This window comes from Clostridium amazonense (assembly GCF_056431285.1).
In genome coordinates this window covers 189,161-207,714 of record NZ_JBWKMH010000033.1, presented here as the reverse complement: position 1 = coordinate 207,714, position 18,554 = coordinate 189,161, and the positions used below count along the sequence as shown (strand labels likewise).

Genomic DNA, 18,554 nt, shown 5'->3' with positions numbered 1-18,554 from the left:
TTTAAATTACAAAATATAAAAAAGACTAGGTTATAGAGATAGGAAGGCAAATTTTATGATTAGAAAAGTTAAAAAGGAAGATTTACAAACTATAAAAGATTTAATGCAATCAATACCTTATTTTTGGCATGAGTGCTGGAACGATGAAATATTAGAGAAGGCATGTAGTTCTGCTAGTGCTCTTCCATTTGTATATGAAGAAAATGGTGAAATTTTAGGAGTAATATTTGCATATGACTTTGGATTTAGAGGATATATTGCTAAACTTGCAACTGCAGAAAAGGCAAGAGGACGAGGAATAGGAAAAAGTCTAATTAAGCATGTTGAAAATATTCTAAGGGAAAATGGATGTGAACTAATAATTACAGACGTATTAGAATCAGCAGAATCATTTTATAAAGAATTAGGGTTTGACTATCCTAAAGCAATATTATTAAGAAAAAGGTTAATGAATTAAATTTTATATAGTAGTTATTTAAGCTAATAAAAAAGAAAGAACTGTTTGCTCTTTCTTTTAGTAATAATCATCCATTTACAATTTCGCCACCATTAACATGTATGGTTTGACCTGTTATATATGAAGCTTCATTACTTGCTAAAAATACGTATGCACCAGCACATTCTAATGGTTGCCCAGGTCTTTTCATAGGTGTCTTATTGCCAAATTGAGAAAGTTGTTGAGAGTCAAAACTACATGGTATTAATGGTGTCCATATAGGACCTGGAGCTACAGCATTAACTCGTATTCCTTTAGGAGCTAATTGCATAGATAGTGATCTTGTAAAAGATACTAAAGCACCTTTAGTCATAGAATAATCTATTAAAGTTTCATGTCCATGATAAGCAACAACAGAGGCTGTATTTATTATACAATCACCACATTTTAAATGAGGAAGAACAGCTTTAGTTAAATAAAATGCTCCATAAACATTGGTTTTAAAAGTTTTATCAAATTGCTCATCAGTTATGTCAGTTAAGTTTTTTTGGACATATTGAACTGCTGCATTATTAACTAAAATATTAATTTGGTTGAACTCACTTAAAGTAGAATCTACAGCTTCTTTGCAAAAAGTACTGTCTTTTATATCACCTTTTATTAAAAGACAGTGTGCGCCTTCAGCTTCTATAAGTTCTTTTGTATTTTTAGCATCTGTATCTTCATTAAAATAAATTATACTAATGTTACATCCAGATTTTGCAAAGGCTATAGCCACAGCTTTACCAATACCACTGTCTCCACCAGTAATTAAAGCTACTTTGTCTTTTAGTTTGTTGTTTGACTTATTATATAAGGGATCATCATATATAGGATTTGGTTTCATTTCATACTCAAATCCAGGTTGATGATTTTGATATTGATTAGGAAATGAATTTGGAAAAATCATAAATTAATGCTCCTTTTTTTATATTTTAATTATACAGTTATGATTTCCTTGTAAGGTGAATTTATACTTTTTATTAAGGGGGTTAAATATAAAAAGTAATGAAAGTATAGGATAAGTGGATTATTTTCAATACATAAAAATGTTTAAGGTTATTATATAAATAAAGTAAGTTGTATAATTTAGTAAGATGGTTAGTTTAAAGAGATAGGGCGATAAAATACTAAGGGGGTATATTTAATGATAATTTTAAATGAATGTGAATTTGGTAATGTTGTTGAATTATTAAACCAAGAAAAGGTACACTCTACATTTGCATATGCAGTTGTAGAAGGAATTCAAAAGGGAAAGATTTATGTAGATACCAATATGAACCCTAAATGTTGTTTGATAGTTTGTGAAAGTGGAAAATACTTAGTGGCAGGAGAAACAATTAATGATGATTTTAATGAATTCATACAGGAATATTTATTGAATAGAAAAAATCATAGAAACTACTTCGATTTATATTGTTCTTCTACAAAGTGGATTGTTAAATTAAATAAAATGCTTGGTAATAATGCAGCTAAATTGAGTAGAGAATTATTTGTATGGGATTATTCAAAACTATCATCAATTTTAAAATGGAGTGAAATAAAAGAAAATGGAGATGGATTTGAAGTAAAAAAGATGAATTCTACATTATTTGAAAAATATATAAAAGAAGTAGATTCATCATATAAAAATCTATGGGGATCATCAGATAACTTTCTTAAAAATGGATTTGGATTTTGTGTATTAAAAGATAATAAATTTGTGAGTGTTTGTAATATATATTATGTAAGACAAGGAGTTGCTGAAATTGATATTATAACAATGGATGAATTTAGAAGCAAGGGATTTGCATTATTGGCTTGTTCAGAATTTATAAAACATTGTGTAAAAAATGATATTAAACCTGTGTGGGATTGTGATAAGGGCAATGAGAATTCTAAAAAGCTGGCTCTTAAACTAGGGTTTAAGATAGTGGAAACTTATGAAATGTATTGGTGGCATGAAAATAGAAAGTTTGTTGAAGAATATCTAAATAAATTTAATTATAACACTAAAAAATATGAAGGAGAGATTTATGAAGTTAATTGATATTACTAAAAACAATTGGGAAAAGATTGTATGTCTAACTACAAATAAGGAAAATATGCCTACACTTTGTGAAGAATATGTTGCATCAAATGCTTTCTCAATTGTACAAGCTAAGTATGAAGAAACATGGATAACTAAGGCAATTGAACATGATGGAGAGATTATTGGATTTACAATGTATGGATATTGTGAAGAGCAGAAGTTTTATGAGCTTTGTAGGATTATGATTGATAAAAAATATCAAGGACATGGTTTTGGAACAAAGGCAATAAAAATGGTATTGGAAGAAATGAAAAACATTAAGAATTGTAAAGAAGTTTTCTTGTCAACTGACTCTGAAAATATGAGAGGAAAGCATATTTACGAAAAGATAGGATTTATTAATACTGGAAAAAAGATTGATGATGAAGAGTTATATTATTATAAATTTTAATGTTTTTGATAAAAGATATTAAAAATAACTATATTAATGGCATAGGCCTAATGGAATTATAAATTAAATAAAGGAGATAGAATGAAAAGAGAATTAGGAATTGCACGTTGTGGACTTGCTTGCTCATTGTGTTCTGAAAATACAAAATGTTCTGGATGTGACTCAGGAAACTGTACAGGTAAAGAATGGTGTGAAAATCGTAAATGTTCTATAAAAAAATGTATAGATGCTTGTTATTCCTGTAATGAAGAATGTCATAAAGGATTATTAAACAAAATAAAGCCTTATGGATTTACGTTGTTTATACAAAGGTATGGAATAGAGAAACTTCTTGATTGCTTAGAACAAAATGAAAAAAATGGTGTTGTATATCATAGAGATGGGATAAATGGAGATTATGATGATTTTGATGATGTAAATAAATTAATAGAGTTTATTAAATCAGGCAAGAAATAATATTTATATAAGGTTGGAAATTGTATGAGAATAGAAGCAAAAGAAATAGTAATTAGAGATTTTGAGAGAAAAGATGCAGATAATCTTTATAGAATTGTTAGAGAAAATAATATTTTAAGATTTATGCATGATTGGTCAGAAGCTGGAGATTCAAAAGAAGCATATTTTGAGTATATTGACTGGCATCAAACTCAAAAAAATTCAATTGATATTTATGAGAACAAAAGATATGTGATTGCGTTAAATGACACAGATGAGATGATTGGTATGGTTGGCATGGGTATGGAAGACACATTAAATGAAGTTGAAGTAGCATATTTTATGTCAGAGAAATATCAAAGAAAGGGTTATACATTAGAAGGAGTAAATCAATTGGTAAAGTGGTGCTTTCAGGTATCAGATATAAAATACCTTATTCTAACTATAGACTGTGCAAACATAGCATCATGTAAACTTGCAGAAAAATGTGGCTTTGAGCTTTTTGAAAAAAGGACTCCTATTAGTCATAAACAACCTAATATGGAAAGTGACAGTTATTTTTATTATAGAAAATATAGAAAGGGGATGAATAAGAGTGAAAAATGAAATTAAAAAAGAGGGTGTAATAAATAATGAGAAGTTAATAATAAGACAAGCTGTAGATGCTGATTTAGAAGAAATTAAATCTGTAGTAAAATCAGCTTTTTATTGTGATGGAGACAATGATGAGTTTAATGAATGGGAATTTGTAGATAAGGTTAGATGTGATAAAGGATTTGTAAAAGAATTATCAATAGTAGCTGTGATAGATAATAAAATAGTGGGATATATTTTATTATCAGAAGCTCATATTGGAAATAATAAAGGATTATCTTTAGGACCATTAGGGATAGAACCTAAACATAAAAATATGGGTATAGGAAAAGAACTTGTAAAAAATGGGCTAGAAAAGGCAAAAGAATTAGGTTATGAATGGGTAGCATTAACAGGGGGAAATTATTATCTCCAATTTGGATTTGAGCCTGCATTAAAGCATAATGTAATATTGTCAGAAAATAATCCTGAAAATGATTATCTAAAAATTATATTTTTAAGTAAGAATAATATAAATCAAATCAATGGAATTATGAAATTTTGCGATTCATTTTATAATGAAAAAGGAGAATTACTTTAAAATCATATATATATAGGCTGGAGAAAATATAATGAAAATAAGAAGAGTTATGCAAGATGAAATAAATATTTTTTATGAACTTATTGGTGAAATAGAATATAGTATTTTCAATGTGAAAAATGAAGAACATCTTGATTGGTTGAAAAAGAGGATTGATAGATTTTATTATAGTGGAGCTGAATTTTTTGGAGCATTTAGTGAAAAAAATAATATATTAGGTGTTATTGCTATATTAATAGATGTACCTCCAAAAGGAATTAATGATGGTTATAATAGCTGTGAAGTTATAGAAATGGGAGTACAAAAAGACGTTAGAAATAATGGATGTGGATCACAGTTATTGAAATATGCTGAAAATTATGTAAAAGGTCACAATGTATATTGTATGTACATGCATACATATGCTGGTGATTATGATGTAATAGCGTTTTATGGTAAAAATGGTTTTATTCCAGTAGGATGCATTCCTGATATATATGGTCCTGAAAATGAAGGTATGTTATACATGAGAAAAATAATAAAATATAATAAATAATTTTCAATGTGAATTTATTTACATTAAATATATAAAGATTATAAGGAGGATTTATGATAGAAAGCAGTAGATGCAAAATGCACATACTGAAAAAGAATGATCATGACCAAGTTAAGGAATTATTTATAAATGAAAAAGTAAGAAAATTTCTTGGGGGAATTGTTAACTCTGAAAATTTTGATAGAAGTTTTCATAATATGATTACTTGTAGTAATGATTCTTTTTACTGGATTGTACGACTAAAGTATACCAATGAAGTAATTGGATTGGTATCTCTTGATAAACATCATGATGGATTTAATACAGAGTTATCATATCAATTTATGCCTAAGTATTGGGGATATGGTTATGCAGAAGAGGTTATTAGAAAAATTATTGATTATGCATTTTATGAATTAGATCTAAATAAGATTGTTGCTGAAACACAATCTGCTAATACAGCATCATGCAATCTTCTTAAAAGGGTTGGTATGCATTTAGAACAAATACTTTCAAGATTTGGAGCTGAGCAGTATATATTTGGAATTAATAAACCTATTTAACAATAAAATAAAAGTTTATTTACAATGAGGGGGAAATGATGGGAAATAGAGTTGAAGTTTTAAGAAAGTATATTGATGAAATAATTTTAAACATGACAGATGTTGAGGAAAGAAGATGTGCTTATATGCATTTATATGGGGTGTCACAATTTTGTGTATTAATTGCGTTAAAACGTGAAGAAAATTCAGAACTTGCTACAATGGCAGGTATGTTACATGATATATATTCATATGCAACTATGGATTCAAATAATCATGCACATAAAGGAGCTACAATGGCAAAGGAAATTTTAGCAAAACTAAATTTAACAAGTGATGATGAAAGTAAACTAATTTGTGATGCAATTTACACTCATAGTGATAAAAATTTAATTCATTCTAATTTTAATGAAGTCTTAAAAGATGCAGATGTACTTCAACATTGTTTATATAATACTATGCTTGAAATAAAGCCACATGAAAAAGAGAGATATGAAAAACTAAAAAGAGAATTTGGTATTTTATAAGTTAAAAATGAAGGTGATGTGCTAAATGATTTTAGAAACAGATAGACTTATTATTAGAAAATTTACACATGAAGATATTGATTTGCTTTATGATATAAATAACAATCCAGAATGCATTAGATTTAATAGCTGGGATTCTATGAGTTATGAAGATTGTAAAAGTGATATAAAAAAGTGGATTAATCAGTACTCAAAGTTTCCAGGAACAGGAGCATTTTGTGTAGAGAATAAAGACGAAAAAGTTAAAATTGGTATGGCTTTTATAGTTCCAACTGATAAATATGGAGAATTTGAAGTTGGATTTAGATTACGTAGAACATATTGGAATAGAGGATATGCAAAAGAAATCACTTGTGGATTTATAAATTATTCAAAACAGAAATTAAATGCAAATACTATTATTGCAGAGGTTTATGTAGATAATTTAAGATCCAGAAATGTATTTGAAAAATTAGGATTTTTAAAGTTTAAATATCCCAATAGTGAAGATGGATTAATTTATAAATATGATATGAGAAATGCATAAATTTATTTGTAAAATATTGTATATTAAAATATAATCTTGAGGTGAAATCATGGAATATAGAAAACTTCAAACAAGTGATATTGATGCTTTTGTTGAAAATAGAATTGAATTTGTTACACTAATAAGAAATATTGAGAATGTGGAGTTATTTAGAGAGAAAACAAGGGAATATATTGAAACTTATATAAATAGTGATAATTTGATAATATACATTGCTATGGAGAATAAAAATATAGTTGCATCTTGTATGTTGTGCATATTTCAAACAATACCGCTTCCATCCAATTATAGTGGTAAAGTAGGTGAACTACTAAATGTATATACTAAGCAAGAATATAGAAAACAAGGGCATTCAAAAAAATTAATAAAATTATTAATGGATGAAGCAAGAAAAAAAGGAGTTTCAAAAATTATTTTGAATTATACAGATGAAGGTTATCATTTATATAAGTCTTTAGGTTTTAAAGAAATATACACACAAATGGAATATAAATTATAACTTTAAATTTTATTTTGTAGTAAAACAGTAATTTATGTAAGAAATGACTACTTTATATAGAATTTAGATAAAATATATATAAATAATATTTATAATAATAATGTAGAATTTTTAAGCATCACATTATTTATTTTTAGAGATAAATCTCATAATTTTGTTTTAAGCAATAAGGATTGGAGTTTTTATTGCTTATTTTTTATATAATTTTTAATAACTATAGGAGATTATTATGGTAAATGTAGAAACAATTTTAGCAGATAAAGATAATATAATTAGAAATATATATCCATTATACTTGTATGATTTGTCTGAAATCTATGGAAATATTCCCAATAAATATGGAATTTATGAATATGAATCGGTGAAAACTTTAGATGAACAATATCATATATAAGATGTATGGTTTAAGAAACAAGGAGAACTATTTCCATTTATAATTTTTGTAGATAAAAATCCAGCAGGATTCATATTAGTGTCTACTGGTAAGTTTGCACCAAAAATGTTGAATACTATGTACATGAGTTCTTCTTGATGCGACCATATAGGAGAAAAAACATTGCTGAAATTGTAGCTAAACAAGTTTTTAATAGATTTCAAGGCAAATGGGGAGTTTATACAAATGGTACAAATTCAAATAAAAAAGGACAGGCATTTTGGAATAAAACTATAAATAATTACACATTAGGAAACTTTGAAAAAACATTTGATGGGAAAAAATTAATCTTTAAATTCGATAATAAGAAATAAAAGTAAAATATGCTCTTTAAAAATTGAATAATGAGTATTATAAGATATCATGATTTATATAAAATTATGAAAATGTAAGTATGTTATGGTATAATTTTATATTAATTAAATAATAAGCTTAGTTCTATAATAAACAATGGAGGTATGTTTTGAAATATAAAATATTATTCTTAGTTGGGTTTCTTATGTTTATTCTTGGAATATACTTTTCAAGCAAATCTAATTTCATGATTATAATAGGAATATTAGGTGGTGGTATAATAGGGTGCATGTCAGCATTTATAGGATATTCATTAACAAGAGAAAATAAAGGTAAGAAAGGTCGTTCATAATATTTATAAAGGAAACAATTAAATAAATTATTTATAATACTGTATTATTCAAAAGTGAATATACGGTATTTTTTATATTGAAATATAAATATATTGATGAATAGGGGGAAAAAATGAAAGTATCAATTTTAACAAGTGGTTTTCCTAATGGATTCACAGAGGAATTTATTCAATATATAAAAAAATATTATAATAATAATGGTGTATTTGTATTTATTGCATCTGACTTTAATATGCACTCAAAAACAGATAAATATATAAATGTATTTATAAATATGTTTAATGAATATAACATTACATTTAAAAAAGTATATTGTATAGATAGTAGAGTTACAAAGAAAGAGGCACAACAATATATAGAAAAAGCAGACATTGTATGGATTTCTGGAGGGGACACACTTAAACAAATTAAACATATAAATGAATACGATTTAATTTCTGATTTGCAAAATAGAGAAGGTATCACTATAGGTATGAGTGCAGGGTCAATAAACATGGCTAAAAAAGTTATTCTTGCAAAAGACATAGAAGACAACATCCCAGAACTATCTATATATGAAGGCATAGGACTTGTAGATATAAATATTGAACCGCATTTAAATGAAGCAACTGAAGAACATATTAATGAAATTTATAAAGCTGCAAAATATAATGATATTTATGGAATCCATGATAACTCATTTATTACAGTTGTTAATAATAAAACTGATATTTATGGTAATTATTTTAAATATAAAAAACATTAAAAGTTCATTATATTATAAGCAAATTTATAATAATGTCATTATATTTAAATATTGTGCCACATGAAAGATATTAGCATAAAGTATATATTGAGATAAATAATTAAAAAGTTTAAAGAAGAAAATAAAATTTAAAAATAGGGAGAGAAAAGCAATGGATGAGACAATGCGAGACTTCCTAAAAACTTGTTTAGAATTAGGAAAAGAATTACTAGAGAAAAATAAATTAAGTGATAAAGAAAAATTATTCTTAAAAAAGTTAGATATAATTGTAAATAATTATGTTAAATAATTTAAACTTGCCTTTATTAGGTGACAGTCATAAATAAAAGATCAATACAATAAAAGGTGACAGTCACTAATATAAATGACTGTCACCTATATTTTATTGCTATTTAATAGGGGAATATCATGAATGATGATTAATATGTGAAATGTACTATATAAATATATTTTTATTAGTGATTAATACAATGCTTGTACAATATCTTAATACTAAAAAAGAAATGAGAAATTAAATTTAAAAAATTTTGATTTTATTTAGCTTGATTATAAAATTTTTCAATTATATTTTTATAATCTAATTTATTGAGAACTAATGAAATTCCATCATTACATAAAGAACTAACTTGTTCAATTGATATATTACCTAGTATATGACCTATTTCATAACTGCTTTTTCTTGTGTATATTCCCATTAGTAGTGCAAAAATGGCTTTGGGTATTTTTACCTCCCTTGAATCTTTAATTAAAAATGAATTTCGTGATATACCAGTTTCTTGTTCTATAAAGGCTAGGATTTCTTCTACTTCAAAGTTTCTTTTTAAAATACTGCGAGTTACTTCAAATTCCATATCATCAATGTCTAATTTTATGTATTGATTTTTGATTTTTATTGGTATGGAAATGTCTAAGTCTTTAAAATGAGTTGCTTTTTGTTCTAATGTATATTCAAATAATTGTGCATATGATTCAGTAGCATATAGTATTTTTTTGGATAAAATGCTAAGGATAAAACTTGTATCAATTATTTCAAGTTCATCTTTTTCACCTAAATAAAACCTTATACTTGAATATTTATATGAAGCTAGATTTGTGCTATATCTAATCATATCCTTAGGATTAGCATGAATGTATAATGAGGCTTTTAATAAATATTCATCTGAAGTTATAAGCTCACTAAAAAAACGTTCTTTTAATAATTTACCATCTGTATTGTGTTCTTTATTGTAATATTTAGAATATCTAAGGTTAATATTTTTCATTATATCTGAAATTTCTTCTCCATTAGAGTCAATTATAAAATGAGCATGGGTATCCATTAAACAATATGAATATACTTTGAATTGATATTTTGTTTTACTTTCTGTTATTTTTTCTAGAAGTTTCTTTTTATCAGCTTCCTTAGGAAACAATGGTTTTGATTTAGATTGTTTAATAACTATATGATATATTCCATTTATATCAGTTATTCTTGCATGACGTGACAAGATAATCTCTCCTTTTTTTATAATATTATCTGTAATTATTGACTGTTAAGATTTATTTAGACAATATTTATAAAAACAAAAAATTTAGGTGACAGTCATGTAAAAAGTGATGTATATAAATTTAAGGTAGGTGACAGTCATGTACAAAGCATTATACAAAAATATGTAAAAAAAACCATAAAGTGATTTATTGTGTGATATAATATGTTTAAAAATTAATTTCAATTATTGGGGGGAGCTATGTGGGAAAAGTGTGAAGAAGTTGAAAAAATGTGGAAAGATTATTTATTACATATAGGTGAAAATGTAAATAGTACTAATAAAAAGTATGACTCATGGTATTTTTGCGATAATGAAGAGAGTGCTAATGATTTAGCAGAGTTGACAAAGAAAGGCATAAAAAGGGGAACAACATCTCTTTATTTTTTATATGAAATAGAAAATGAGAAATTGCCCAAGGTTAATGAGTATAATGTAATTACAGATTGGTATGGAAATCCCAAGTGTATTATCAAAACTAAAAATGTAACTATAATACCTTTTAAAGATGTAGATGATGAGTTTGCAGCGATAGAAGGGGAAGGAGATAAATCCTTAGAGTATTGGAGAAAAGTTCATATAGAGTTTTTCTCAAAAGAATTAAATAGGTTAAATCTTAAGTTTACAGAAGATATGTTAGTTGTATTTGAAGAGTTTGAAGTTGTTTATAGAGATGTTGAAAGTAGTAGTTAAATATTAAAACAAATAAAAAGACAGAATGTTTTGAGAAAGAAGATGTGAAAAATGTCGGATTTAAAGTTATCGGATATTATAACTATGCAAAATGAATTACAAGAGAGATATAAGGAAAAATGGGCACCGCTTACACCTGAAAATGGCAGAACCAGTTTGTTATGGATGATTGAAGAAATTGGAGAAGTCATATCTATAATAAAGAAGCGTGGTGAAGATGACATTATGGATAATGAGAAAGTTAGAATGGCATTTATTGAAGAACTATCGGATGTAGTAATGTATTATAGCGCTGTTTTAATTTCTTATGGAATTAGTTCAGAAGAGTTATCAGAAATCTTTATTAAAAAACATTTAAAGAATATGGAAAGAGATTTTGAAGAGGAGTATAAAAAAATGTTTACATAGTATGTACTGATAATTAATTGTTGTTTCATAATATTATAAGAATTTCAAAAGGATGATGATATAAAATGAAAGTTCCAAAATTAATGTTAGTTATAATGTTAGTCTGTTCAATGGTTATAGTGGGAGTTGGATGTTCTAATAGTAACAATACCTCTAGTAAGGAAGAAACTAGAAGTTCTAAGGCTATAGAAAAAACTGAAAGCACTAAGAAAACTAAAGATAATAATAAGGTTGTAGCTACACCAGATAAAACTAATACTGAAAACAAAAATGAGACTGAGAGTACATCTACAGAGGATAAAAAAGTAGTAGTAAATAATACAAAAAAGGTAGAAGAAAATAGTAAATCAAGTGAATCTTCTAGTAATAGTATGAATGATAATATTGCAGAAAAAGTTAAAAGTTATATTATTAGTGGTCAAGAAAATAAGTCAGAGGCAGAAAAAATAAAATGGAGCAATACATTTTTAAATAAAGTTGATATTGAAGGATTATATAAAAATTATATAGCTAATGGAGGAAAAGCAGATGATGTAGAAAGTTTTGCAAAATATATAACCTCAAATGCAGCTATCTCCAATGATTGGAAAGATATGTTTGGAAAAGACTTATATAATGCATATGGTGAGAATGTAGTTAGAGTAGAACCATTAGAAGGAGATTTATATCAAGCATATATTAAAAAAGATGGAAAAGAAGTTCCTTTTGTTGTAGTTTCAGCAAGAACTGGGTATTTTCATGGTTAAATAAACTAATATCGGTATTAATAGTAATGCCGATATTTATTTATATAGTATTTTATGAAAGTGGTGATAAATATAAATTTAATTATAAGTAACAATGATATAAGAAACTTAATTAGAAAGATTTACGACATTTCTGAAATAATAGACTGTAAATTTATTAGAAGAAGTTTTAATGATCATTATTTAATAGAGACTAAAGATAATAAATATATTTTAAGAGTATATTTAAATAATAAGTATTATATTAATGATATAGATGATTTTAAGTTGGAATTAGATTTATTGAGTTTTCTTAATTTAAAAAAATTACCAGTTTCTTACCCAATAAAAAATATAAAAGATGAAGTTCTAAGCAAAATAATTTATAAAAATGAAGTAAGATTCATAACTATGTTTTCTTTTGCACAAGGTAAGCCTGTTGATACTAAGTTAAATAAGGATATAGCTATAAAGTTTGGACAAGATATAGCCAAAATACATAAAGAATCTACTGAATTTAGAAGCATTTATAAAAGGTACAAAATAGATGCAGATTATCTTATAAAAGAACCTATTGAAATGCTAAGAAAATATTCAAAAAAATATAATTTAAATTCAATTAATTTTTTAGACTTAGATATTAGATATTTATATAAGAAAATAGAGGAAATACCTTTAAATGATGAAACATATGGAATAATTCATGGAGATTTGAATCCATCAAATATACACTTAGATAATGAAAAAAATATAACTATATTTGATTTTGATCATTGTGCATATGGATTTAGAATACATGATTTAGCAGTTATAAAGCTTTGTTATGAGAATATCACTTATGAACATATATTAAAAGGATATAAATCTATAAGAATTTTATTAAATAATGAAGAAGAAATGATTGATTTATACTCAAATATATTGCTTATAAGAAAATATAAAGATGTATTAAGTATGTTAAAAATTAGTGATAATGAAATAAATAAAAATTTTAATGAGCAAGAATTTATTACAAGTGGAATTAATGAATTAAATTGTTTAATTGGAAAGATTAATTAAACAAATTTAAAGATAATATTACAAATGTGTTTTTTAGTTTTGGGGGATAAAAGTGATTATTATACGTGAGTTAAGAGATATTGATATGAGACAGGCAATTGAATTAAAGGCTTTATGTTGGCCAGAAGAATTAGGTGGTTTATCAAATAATAAGATAAATATAGATAAAGAAATAAAATTTTGGTTATCATGGATGCATGAAGGCGTAGAAAATAATGATGTTAGAGTAATATTAGGAGCATTTGAAAATGAAAAATTGTTAGGGGTGGCGTTTACAAGTTTTGCTGAAATAGATGATATTTTAGAGCGTGGGATTGAATTAAATGGATTGTGGGTATATCCAGAATATAGAAATAAAGGAGTTTCTTTAATGCTTGTAAACAGGCTATTGTCATATTATAAGAATTTAGGAATGAAACAAATTGTAATTTATAATCTTCATTATTCATCATCAAATTCATACTACAGAAAATATGGTGCAACTGTTATGAGAATAGATAATCAATTAGAAGAAAAGCTTCCAGTGGATGTTTTTATTTGTAATATAGATGAAATGAATAAGAATATAATGAAAGTATTAAATAAATATGACATTATATAATTGAAATAAAGTTAAAAAAGGTGGGGAGTAAAATGAAAATAGGGGTAATTGGACCTAGTGATAAAGAGATAATGGAGTTTATAAATAAAATATGTGATGTAAAAATAGTAGAATATGCTATGTTAAAGTTCTATGTTGGAAATTATGAAGGTGTTGAAGTTGTAGCAGTAATTTGTGGTGTATGTAAGGTAAATGCAGCAATAACTACTCAGATATTAATCGATAAATTTGAAGTTACGCATGTTATCTTAACTGGAGTAGCCGGTGGATTAGATAAAAAGCTTAAAATAGGTGATACTATTATTTCAAATGATATTGCACATCATGATGTATCAAAGGAAATTTTAATAGAATATCATCCTTATATGAAGGATATATATTTTAGAGCAAATAGTCAACTTATAAATATATGTGAGAAGATTATGAAATCAAAAGATATTTCTAACAAATGCTATGTTGGAAGAATTATTACAGGGGAGAGGTTTATTACAAATAATGAAAGAGAAGAATTAATAGAAAGATTTAATCCATTATGTGTGGATATGGAAAGTGCAAGTGTTGCACATGCATGCTATGTAAATAATATTCCTTTTGTAGTTATTCGTTCAATTTCAGATAATGCAGATGAAGATGCATCTAATTCATTTAAAAACAATGTGAATATAGCAGCTTTAAATTCTATGAAGATAACAGAAGAAATTATAAAAGAATTGAAATTCATAGGGTGTAATTAGGAGGGAAGATTTTGAGAAGTGAAAAAGAGATTATGGATTTAATACTTAATATTGCAAGGGAAGATGAAAGAATTAGGGCTGTATATATGGGTGGATCTCGCACTAACCCTAATGTGGAAAAGGATATTTATCAAGACTATGATATTGTATATGTGGTTACAGAAACTAAATCATTTTTAGAAGATAAGAATTGGATTTCTATGTTTGGAGATATAGCAATTGTTCAAGAACCAGATTTAATTGATGTTGCTTTTGGTAAAGAAGGAGATTTTAGTCGTTCATATACCTGGTTAATGCTTTTTAAAGATGGAAATAGAATTGATCTAGGTATAAAAATCAAAGAAGAAGTATTAAAAGAATATAATAATGATAAACTTAATTTGAAATTATTAGATAAAGATAATATTATACCTAATTTATCCAAGCCAACGGATATAGATTACTGGATAAAGAAGCCTACAGAAGCAGAATTCAAAGGTTGTTGCAATGAATTTTGGTGGTGTTTAAATAATGTAGCAAAAGGTATTGCTAGGGATGAACTTCCATATGCTATGTGGATGTTTAATGTGCCAGTAAGAGATATGCTTGTAAAAATGATAGAGTGGCACATTGGTGTTAATACAAAGTTTTCGTTATCAGCAGGAAAAATGGGTAAGTACTTTAAGAAATATCTTTCAGATGATTTATATGAAATGTATGCAAAAACTTATTCCAATAGCGATTATGATAATTTTTGGATTTCAGTATTTAAAGCCTGTGAATTGTTTAGGATTGTGGCAGATAATGTCTCTAGTAAACTTGGATATAAGTATAATCAAATGGAAGATAAAAATATGACAGATTATTTAATAAAGGTTAAAAATAACACTTTAGAATAAATTATACAAATGAGAAGTGAAATTAGATAGACAAAGGAGAAAGTGAATTTATGAAAGAAGAATTGAATCTAATTATAAAAAAATGGCCTAAAATAGTAGGATTGTTTTATTTATTAGTATTTGTACCAGCAATATTTGTAATTATAACTGCATATGAACTTTTAAAGGCAATTAAGGATAAAGACAGTAAAAGAGCATTGCCACTTGTTTTTGGTATATTTATGATTATAAATTGTAATTTTTTTAGCTTTAGCAATTGGTTTAGATTAGATTATCCAGTGGCTTTGTTTATACAAAAACCATTATCAATAAGTGAAAATATGCAACTTAAAACAGTGGAAGTTGATGGGTATGAGAAAATAAGTAAATCAGGAAAATATGGCTTAGTTAAATATGATAAAGATAAGTTAACTGATAGAGAATTGAATAAGTTTTATAAAGAAGTAGTGGACAAGCATTTTGTTACCAATGAAGATGGGCTAGAGTGGATTACACTTATAGATGAAAGTGATAATACAGGAATTTGCTTTTATGCATGTACAAATGGATTTATTACAGGGAAAATTTCAAAAGAAACAGGAAGACTGATAGATGGATCTGAGGCTAAACAAGGAATTTTAAAAGTAGATAGAAAAATTAAATATTATGATTATAAAGAAATTCAAGATAAATGTTATGATGGGAAAAAATTTTTTAACTGTTCTAATGAAGAGATTTAGAGATTGACTTGGCTCGTGCAGTTTTTTACTTAATGTAAATATTTTTACATTAAGTAAGCACAAGAAAATGCAATATATTTTGCAAATATAAAATAGTTTGAGTAGGGAGGTTTGAAGAATAATGGAATGTAAGATTTATCCACTAAATGAGTTGAAAGAGTATAAACATGTGGTAATTCTTTCTAAATATAAGGGTGAAATTATGTTAAGTCGCCATAAAGAACGTTCTACATGGGAAACTCAAGGAGGACATATAGAAAAAGGTGAGACCCCACTTGAAGCAGCAAAAAGAGAATTATTTGAAGAGTCTGGAGCTGTAAAGTTTAAAATAACTCCAATATTTGATTATTGGGCAGGTGATGATAATTCTGGTGGAAATGGAATGGTATTTATGGCTGAAATAAAAGAGTTAGTAGATATTCCTAATAGTGAAATGCAAGAAGTTAAAATTTTTAAGGAATTACCTAAAAACCTAACATATAAAGATATAACTCCTGTATTATTTGAAAATGCTAAGATTTGGAACTCACAAGATAACCATTAGATTTTTATAAGAATAAGGAGGAACTGTAATGTTTTTATTGCAAATGGCTGGACATCCAGGGAGTGGAAAATCTGCCTTATCAAAAAAGATTGCTAAAAGAACAGGTGCAATTGTAATAGATAGAGACATAATAAAAAGTTCAATGATTAATTTAAATATTAAAGAAGATATTGCAGCTAGTGTTTCATATGATATAGTTTTTGATTTAGCTGAATTCTATTTAAATATGGAACTAAGTGTAATTATTGATACACCATGTTTTTATGAAGGAATTTTAAAAAATGGAATTTCTATAGCAGATAAATGTGGTGTAAATTACAAGTATATTGAATGTAGAGTAGAGGATTATTCGATTATTAAAAATAGAATTCAAACAAGAGATAGAGTTGTAAGTCAGATTGAAAGTATAAACGAAGAAAAATTTAATAGTGTTCTAAATACAACAATTAAACCAGTTGATAAAGAAATTTTAGTTTTAGATACAAGCACAGAAAATAGTTATGATATGAAATTAATTTATGAATATTTAATGTAAAAAATATATTTAAAGGTGGTAATTTGAATTTGAAAAAAATAATGATATATGTGAAAGTATAAATTATATAGAAAAAATAGAAGAGAACTTTGAGGATATAGTAGAATTATCAAAAAGGTGTAAGTTTTCTAATTGTACGCATACAAATGAGCTGAAATGCGAAGTAGGAGAAGCAATTGATGATGGAAGTCTTTCAGAAGAAAGATTTAATAGTTATTATAGTCAAAAGAAAGAAATTGAATATGTTTTCAAAGAAAAAAATAAAACTAAGGCAATAGATTATATGAAACAAAAAAGGCTTTTTCAAAAGTAAGAATATAAAACTTTAAGAGTATTAAAACTAATAAACATAAGATATGAAAAGCTTAAATATAAAATAGAAATATAATTAAAGGATGTGTTATATAATGCCATTTCAAATGACTCATTTAGAGATTGCATACAATATAGTAAAAAATACATCAGAAATAAAAAATCCAGGTGATTTCATTTTAGGAGCTATAGCACCTGATTCAGTACATTTAAGAGAAGGTTATAATAGTGATATGAAAAAGAAAAGTCACTTATGTTTTGGAACTGAAAAATGGGGTGAAACAAAAGATAATAAAAAGTGGTTAAATGATGTATATAAGTTCTTAGAAGAAAATAAAAATCAAGAAAATTCAGATTTTATAAAAGGATATTGTTGTCATGTAATAACTGATATACAAAATAATATAAAATTTTGGACACCATTTTTATTAGAAAATAGCATTGATTTAGATAGTAAAACCCAACGTGATTATAATAAAGAATCTTATAATATGGATTATGAGTTATATTTAATAAATAAAAATAAAAAAACAATATGGAAAATGCTTAAAGACGCAAAAGCATATAACGTTACTAATATTGCATTTGCTAGTGATATAGAAAAAATGAGAAATGATATATTATTTAATAATTTTGTAAATAGAAAACATCATGCAGATATATCTTTAAATAAGTACATTACATTGCCTAAAATGCAAGAGTTTATTTGGGAGGAATCTAAATATATTAAAAAGTTGTTATATAAATAGAATTAAAAGTATTTCCAAAGAAATATCAGAAAAAATAGAAAAATAAAAAAACGAATTTAAATTTATTATAATATTATTAAAAGGAAGATTAA

29 protein-coding genes are annotated in these 18,554 nt (G+C 25.9%); 27 read left to right on the top strand and 2 right to left on the bottom strand.

The annotated features are described in order from the left end of the window. The first annotated feature begins 55 nt into the window (after window positions 1-55). The gene (locus AC07E4_RS15595; protein WP_040329282.1) at window positions 56-457 is read left to right on the top strand and encodes a GNAT family N-acetyltransferase; all 402 of its coding nucleotides are present in this window, start codon (window positions 56-58) and stop codon (window positions 455-457) included. A gap of 67 nt (window positions 458-524) precedes the next feature. Here AC07E4_RS15595 and AC07E4_RS15590 read toward each other — a convergent pair whose 3' ends face one another. Beyond that, window positions 525-1,385: an SDR family oxidoreductase gene (locus AC07E4_RS15590; RefSeq protein WP_478216912.1), complete on the bottom strand. Its 861-nt coding sequence runs from the start codon at window positions 1,383-1,385 to the stop codon at window positions 525-527. A gap of 237 nt (window positions 1,386-1,622) precedes the next feature. Here AC07E4_RS15590 and AC07E4_RS15585 point away from each other — a divergent pair, with 237 nt between their 5' ends. The 15 genes from AC07E4_RS15585 (at window position 1,623) to AC07E4_RS15515 (ending at window position 9,268) form a co-directional block, all read left to right on the top strand. Continuing rightward, window positions 1,623-2,504, top strand: a complete 882-nt coding sequence (locus AC07E4_RS15585; protein WP_478216911.1) for a GNAT family N-acetyltransferase — start codon at window positions 1,623-1,625, stop codon at window positions 2,502-2,504. Then, on the top strand, window positions 2,491-2,937 hold the full coding sequence (locus AC07E4_RS15580; protein ID WP_051540415.1) for a GNAT family N-acetyltransferase: 447 nt from the start codon (window positions 2,491-2,493) through the stop codon (window positions 2,935-2,937). The genes AC07E4_RS15585 and AC07E4_RS15580 overlap by 14 nt, the downstream gene beginning before the upstream one ends. An 81-nt stretch (window positions 2,938-3,018) precedes the next feature. Continuing rightward, window positions 3,019-3,393, top strand: a complete 375-nt coding sequence (locus AC07E4_RS15575; RefSeq protein ID WP_040329277.1) for a hypothetical protein — start codon at window positions 3,019-3,021, stop codon at window positions 3,391-3,393. A 24-nt stretch (window positions 3,394-3,417) separates the two neighbouring features. Next, window positions 3,418-3,978: a GNAT family N-acetyltransferase gene (locus AC07E4_RS15570; protein ID WP_040329276.1), complete on the top strand. Its 561-nt coding sequence runs from the start codon at window positions 3,418-3,420 to the stop codon at window positions 3,976-3,978. Next, window positions 3,968-4,546, top strand: a complete 579-nt coding sequence (locus AC07E4_RS15565; protein ID WP_478216910.1) for a GNAT family N-acetyltransferase — start codon at window positions 3,968-3,970, stop codon at window positions 4,544-4,546. Before AC07E4_RS15570 ends, AC07E4_RS15565 begins: the two co-directional genes overlap by 11 nt. Before the next feature lie 31 nt (window positions 4,547-4,577). Next, a complete protein-coding gene (locus AC07E4_RS15560; RefSeq protein WP_478216909.1) occupies window positions 4,578-5,081 on the top strand; it encodes a GNAT family N-acetyltransferase in 504 nt (167 codons plus the stop codon). Window positions 5,082-5,134: 53 nt separating this feature from the next. Next, window positions 5,135-5,623, top strand: a complete 489-nt coding sequence (locus tag AC07E4_RS15555) for a GNAT family N-acetyltransferase (RefSeq protein ID WP_040329271.1) — start codon at window positions 5,135-5,137, stop codon at window positions 5,621-5,623. 38 nt (window positions 5,624-5,661) lie between these two features. Then, window positions 5,662-6,129, top strand: coding sequence for an HD domain-containing protein (locus tag AC07E4_RS15550; protein WP_478216908.1), 468 nt, complete (start codon window positions 5,662-5,664; stop codon window positions 6,127-6,129). A 25-nt stretch (window positions 6,130-6,154) separates the two neighbouring features. Continuing rightward, complete coding sequence (locus AC07E4_RS15545) at window positions 6,155-6,655, top strand: GNAT family N-acetyltransferase (protein ID WP_478216907.1); 501 nt, start codon at window positions 6,155-6,157, stop codon at window positions 6,653-6,655. A gap of 49 nt (window positions 6,656-6,704) precedes the next feature. Further along, entirely contained in the window at window positions 6,705-7,154 is a 450-nt protein-coding gene (locus tag AC07E4_RS15540) for a GNAT family N-acetyltransferase (protein WP_478216906.1), read from the top strand. A gap of 229 nt (window positions 7,155-7,383) precedes the next feature. After that, on the top strand, window positions 7,384-7,548 hold the full coding sequence (locus tag AC07E4_RS15535) for a hypothetical protein (RefSeq protein ID WP_478216905.1): 165 nt from the start codon (window positions 7,384-7,386) through the stop codon (window positions 7,546-7,548). Between the two features lie 137 nt (window positions 7,549-7,685). Further along, entirely contained in the window at window positions 7,686-7,901 is a 216-nt protein-coding gene (locus AC07E4_RS15530; protein ID WP_478216904.1) for a hypothetical protein, read from the top strand. Window positions 7,902-8,050: 149 nt separating this feature from the next. Beyond that, window positions 8,051-8,233, top strand: coding sequence for a hypothetical protein (locus AC07E4_RS15525; protein WP_040329267.1), 183 nt, complete (start codon window positions 8,051-8,053; stop codon window positions 8,231-8,233). Window positions 8,234-8,346: 113 nt separating this feature from the next. Next, window positions 8,347-8,979, top strand: a complete 633-nt coding sequence (locus AC07E4_RS15520) for a Type 1 glutamine amidotransferase-like domain-containing protein (RefSeq protein ID WP_478216903.1) — start codon at window positions 8,347-8,349, stop codon at window positions 8,977-8,979. Between the two features lie 151 nt (window positions 8,980-9,130). Further along, window positions 9,131-9,268, top strand: a complete 138-nt coding sequence (locus AC07E4_RS15515; protein ID WP_158644494.1) for a hypothetical protein — start codon at window positions 9,131-9,133, stop codon at window positions 9,266-9,268. Between the two features lie 244 nt (window positions 9,269-9,512). Here the strand turns inward: AC07E4_RS15515 and AC07E4_RS15510 are convergent, their stop codons facing one another. Continuing rightward, window positions 9,513-10,466: a transposase gene (locus AC07E4_RS15510; RefSeq protein ID WP_478216902.1), complete on the bottom strand. Its 954-nt coding sequence runs from the start codon at window positions 10,464-10,466 to the stop codon at window positions 9,513-9,515. 240 nt (window positions 10,467-10,706) lie between these two features. On the opposite strand from AC07E4_RS15510, the gene AC07E4_RS15505 reads away from it, so the two are divergent. From AC07E4_RS15505 to AC07E4_RS15455, 11 genes are all read left to right on the top strand, one after another. Next, complete coding sequence (locus AC07E4_RS15505; RefSeq protein WP_478216901.1) at window positions 10,707-11,198, top strand: ASCH domain-containing protein; 492 nt, start codon at window positions 10,707-10,709, stop codon at window positions 11,196-11,198. A 51-nt stretch (window positions 11,199-11,249) separates the two neighbouring features. Next, window positions 11,250-11,606 carry a MazG nucleotide pyrophosphohydrolase domain-containing protein gene (locus AC07E4_RS15500; protein ID WP_430829799.1) on the top strand — a complete coding sequence of 119 codons (357 nt, stop codon included), beginning with the start codon at window positions 11,250-11,252 and terminating at the stop codon, window positions 11,604-11,606. Window positions 11,607-11,671: 65 nt separating this feature from the next. Next, window positions 11,672-12,352, top strand: coding sequence for a hypothetical protein (locus tag AC07E4_RS15495; RefSeq protein ID WP_478216900.1), 681 nt, complete (start codon window positions 11,672-11,674; stop codon window positions 12,350-12,352). Window positions 12,353-12,406: 54 nt separating this feature from the next. Next, window positions 12,407-13,390 carry a phosphotransferase gene (locus tag AC07E4_RS15490; protein ID WP_478216899.1) on the top strand — a complete coding sequence of 328 codons (984 nt, stop codon included), beginning with the start codon at window positions 12,407-12,409 and terminating at the stop codon, window positions 13,388-13,390. A 52-nt stretch (window positions 13,391-13,442) separates the two neighbouring features. After that, entirely contained in the window at window positions 13,443-13,991 is a 549-nt protein-coding gene (locus AC07E4_RS15485) for a GNAT family N-acetyltransferase (RefSeq protein ID WP_478216898.1), read from the top strand. A 32-nt stretch (window positions 13,992-14,023) separates the two neighbouring features. After that, window positions 14,024-14,725, top strand: coding sequence for a 5'-methylthioadenosine/adenosylhomocysteine nucleosidase (locus tag AC07E4_RS15480; RefSeq protein ID WP_478216897.1), 702 nt, complete (start codon window positions 14,024-14,026; stop codon window positions 14,723-14,725). Window positions 14,726-14,736: 11 nt separating this feature from the next. Beyond that, on the top strand, window positions 14,737-15,603 hold the full coding sequence (locus tag AC07E4_RS15475) for an aminoglycoside 6-adenylyltransferase (protein ID WP_478216896.1): 867 nt from the start codon (window positions 14,737-14,739) through the stop codon (window positions 15,601-15,603). 50 nt (window positions 15,604-15,653) lie between these two features. Beyond that, window positions 15,654-16,322: a hypothetical protein gene (locus AC07E4_RS15470; RefSeq protein ID WP_040329258.1), complete on the top strand. Its 669-nt coding sequence runs from the start codon at window positions 15,654-15,656 to the stop codon at window positions 16,320-16,322. Between the two features lie 121 nt (window positions 16,323-16,443). Continuing rightward, window positions 16,444-16,866: an NUDIX hydrolase gene (locus AC07E4_RS15465; protein WP_478216895.1), complete on the top strand. Its 423-nt coding sequence runs from the start codon at window positions 16,444-16,446 to the stop codon at window positions 16,864-16,866. Between the two features lie 28 nt (window positions 16,867-16,894). Beyond that, on the top strand, window positions 16,895-17,401 hold the full coding sequence (locus AC07E4_RS15460; RefSeq protein ID WP_478216894.1) for a P-loop nucleotide/nucleoside kinase family protein: 507 nt from the start codon (window positions 16,895-16,897) through the stop codon (window positions 17,399-17,401). Between the two features lie 407 nt (window positions 17,402-17,808). Then, complete coding sequence (locus AC07E4_RS15455) at window positions 17,809-18,462, top strand: zinc dependent phospholipase C family protein (RefSeq protein ID WP_478216893.1); 654 nt, start codon at window positions 17,809-17,811, stop codon at window positions 18,460-18,462. Window positions 18,463-18,554 lie beyond the last annotated feature (92 nt).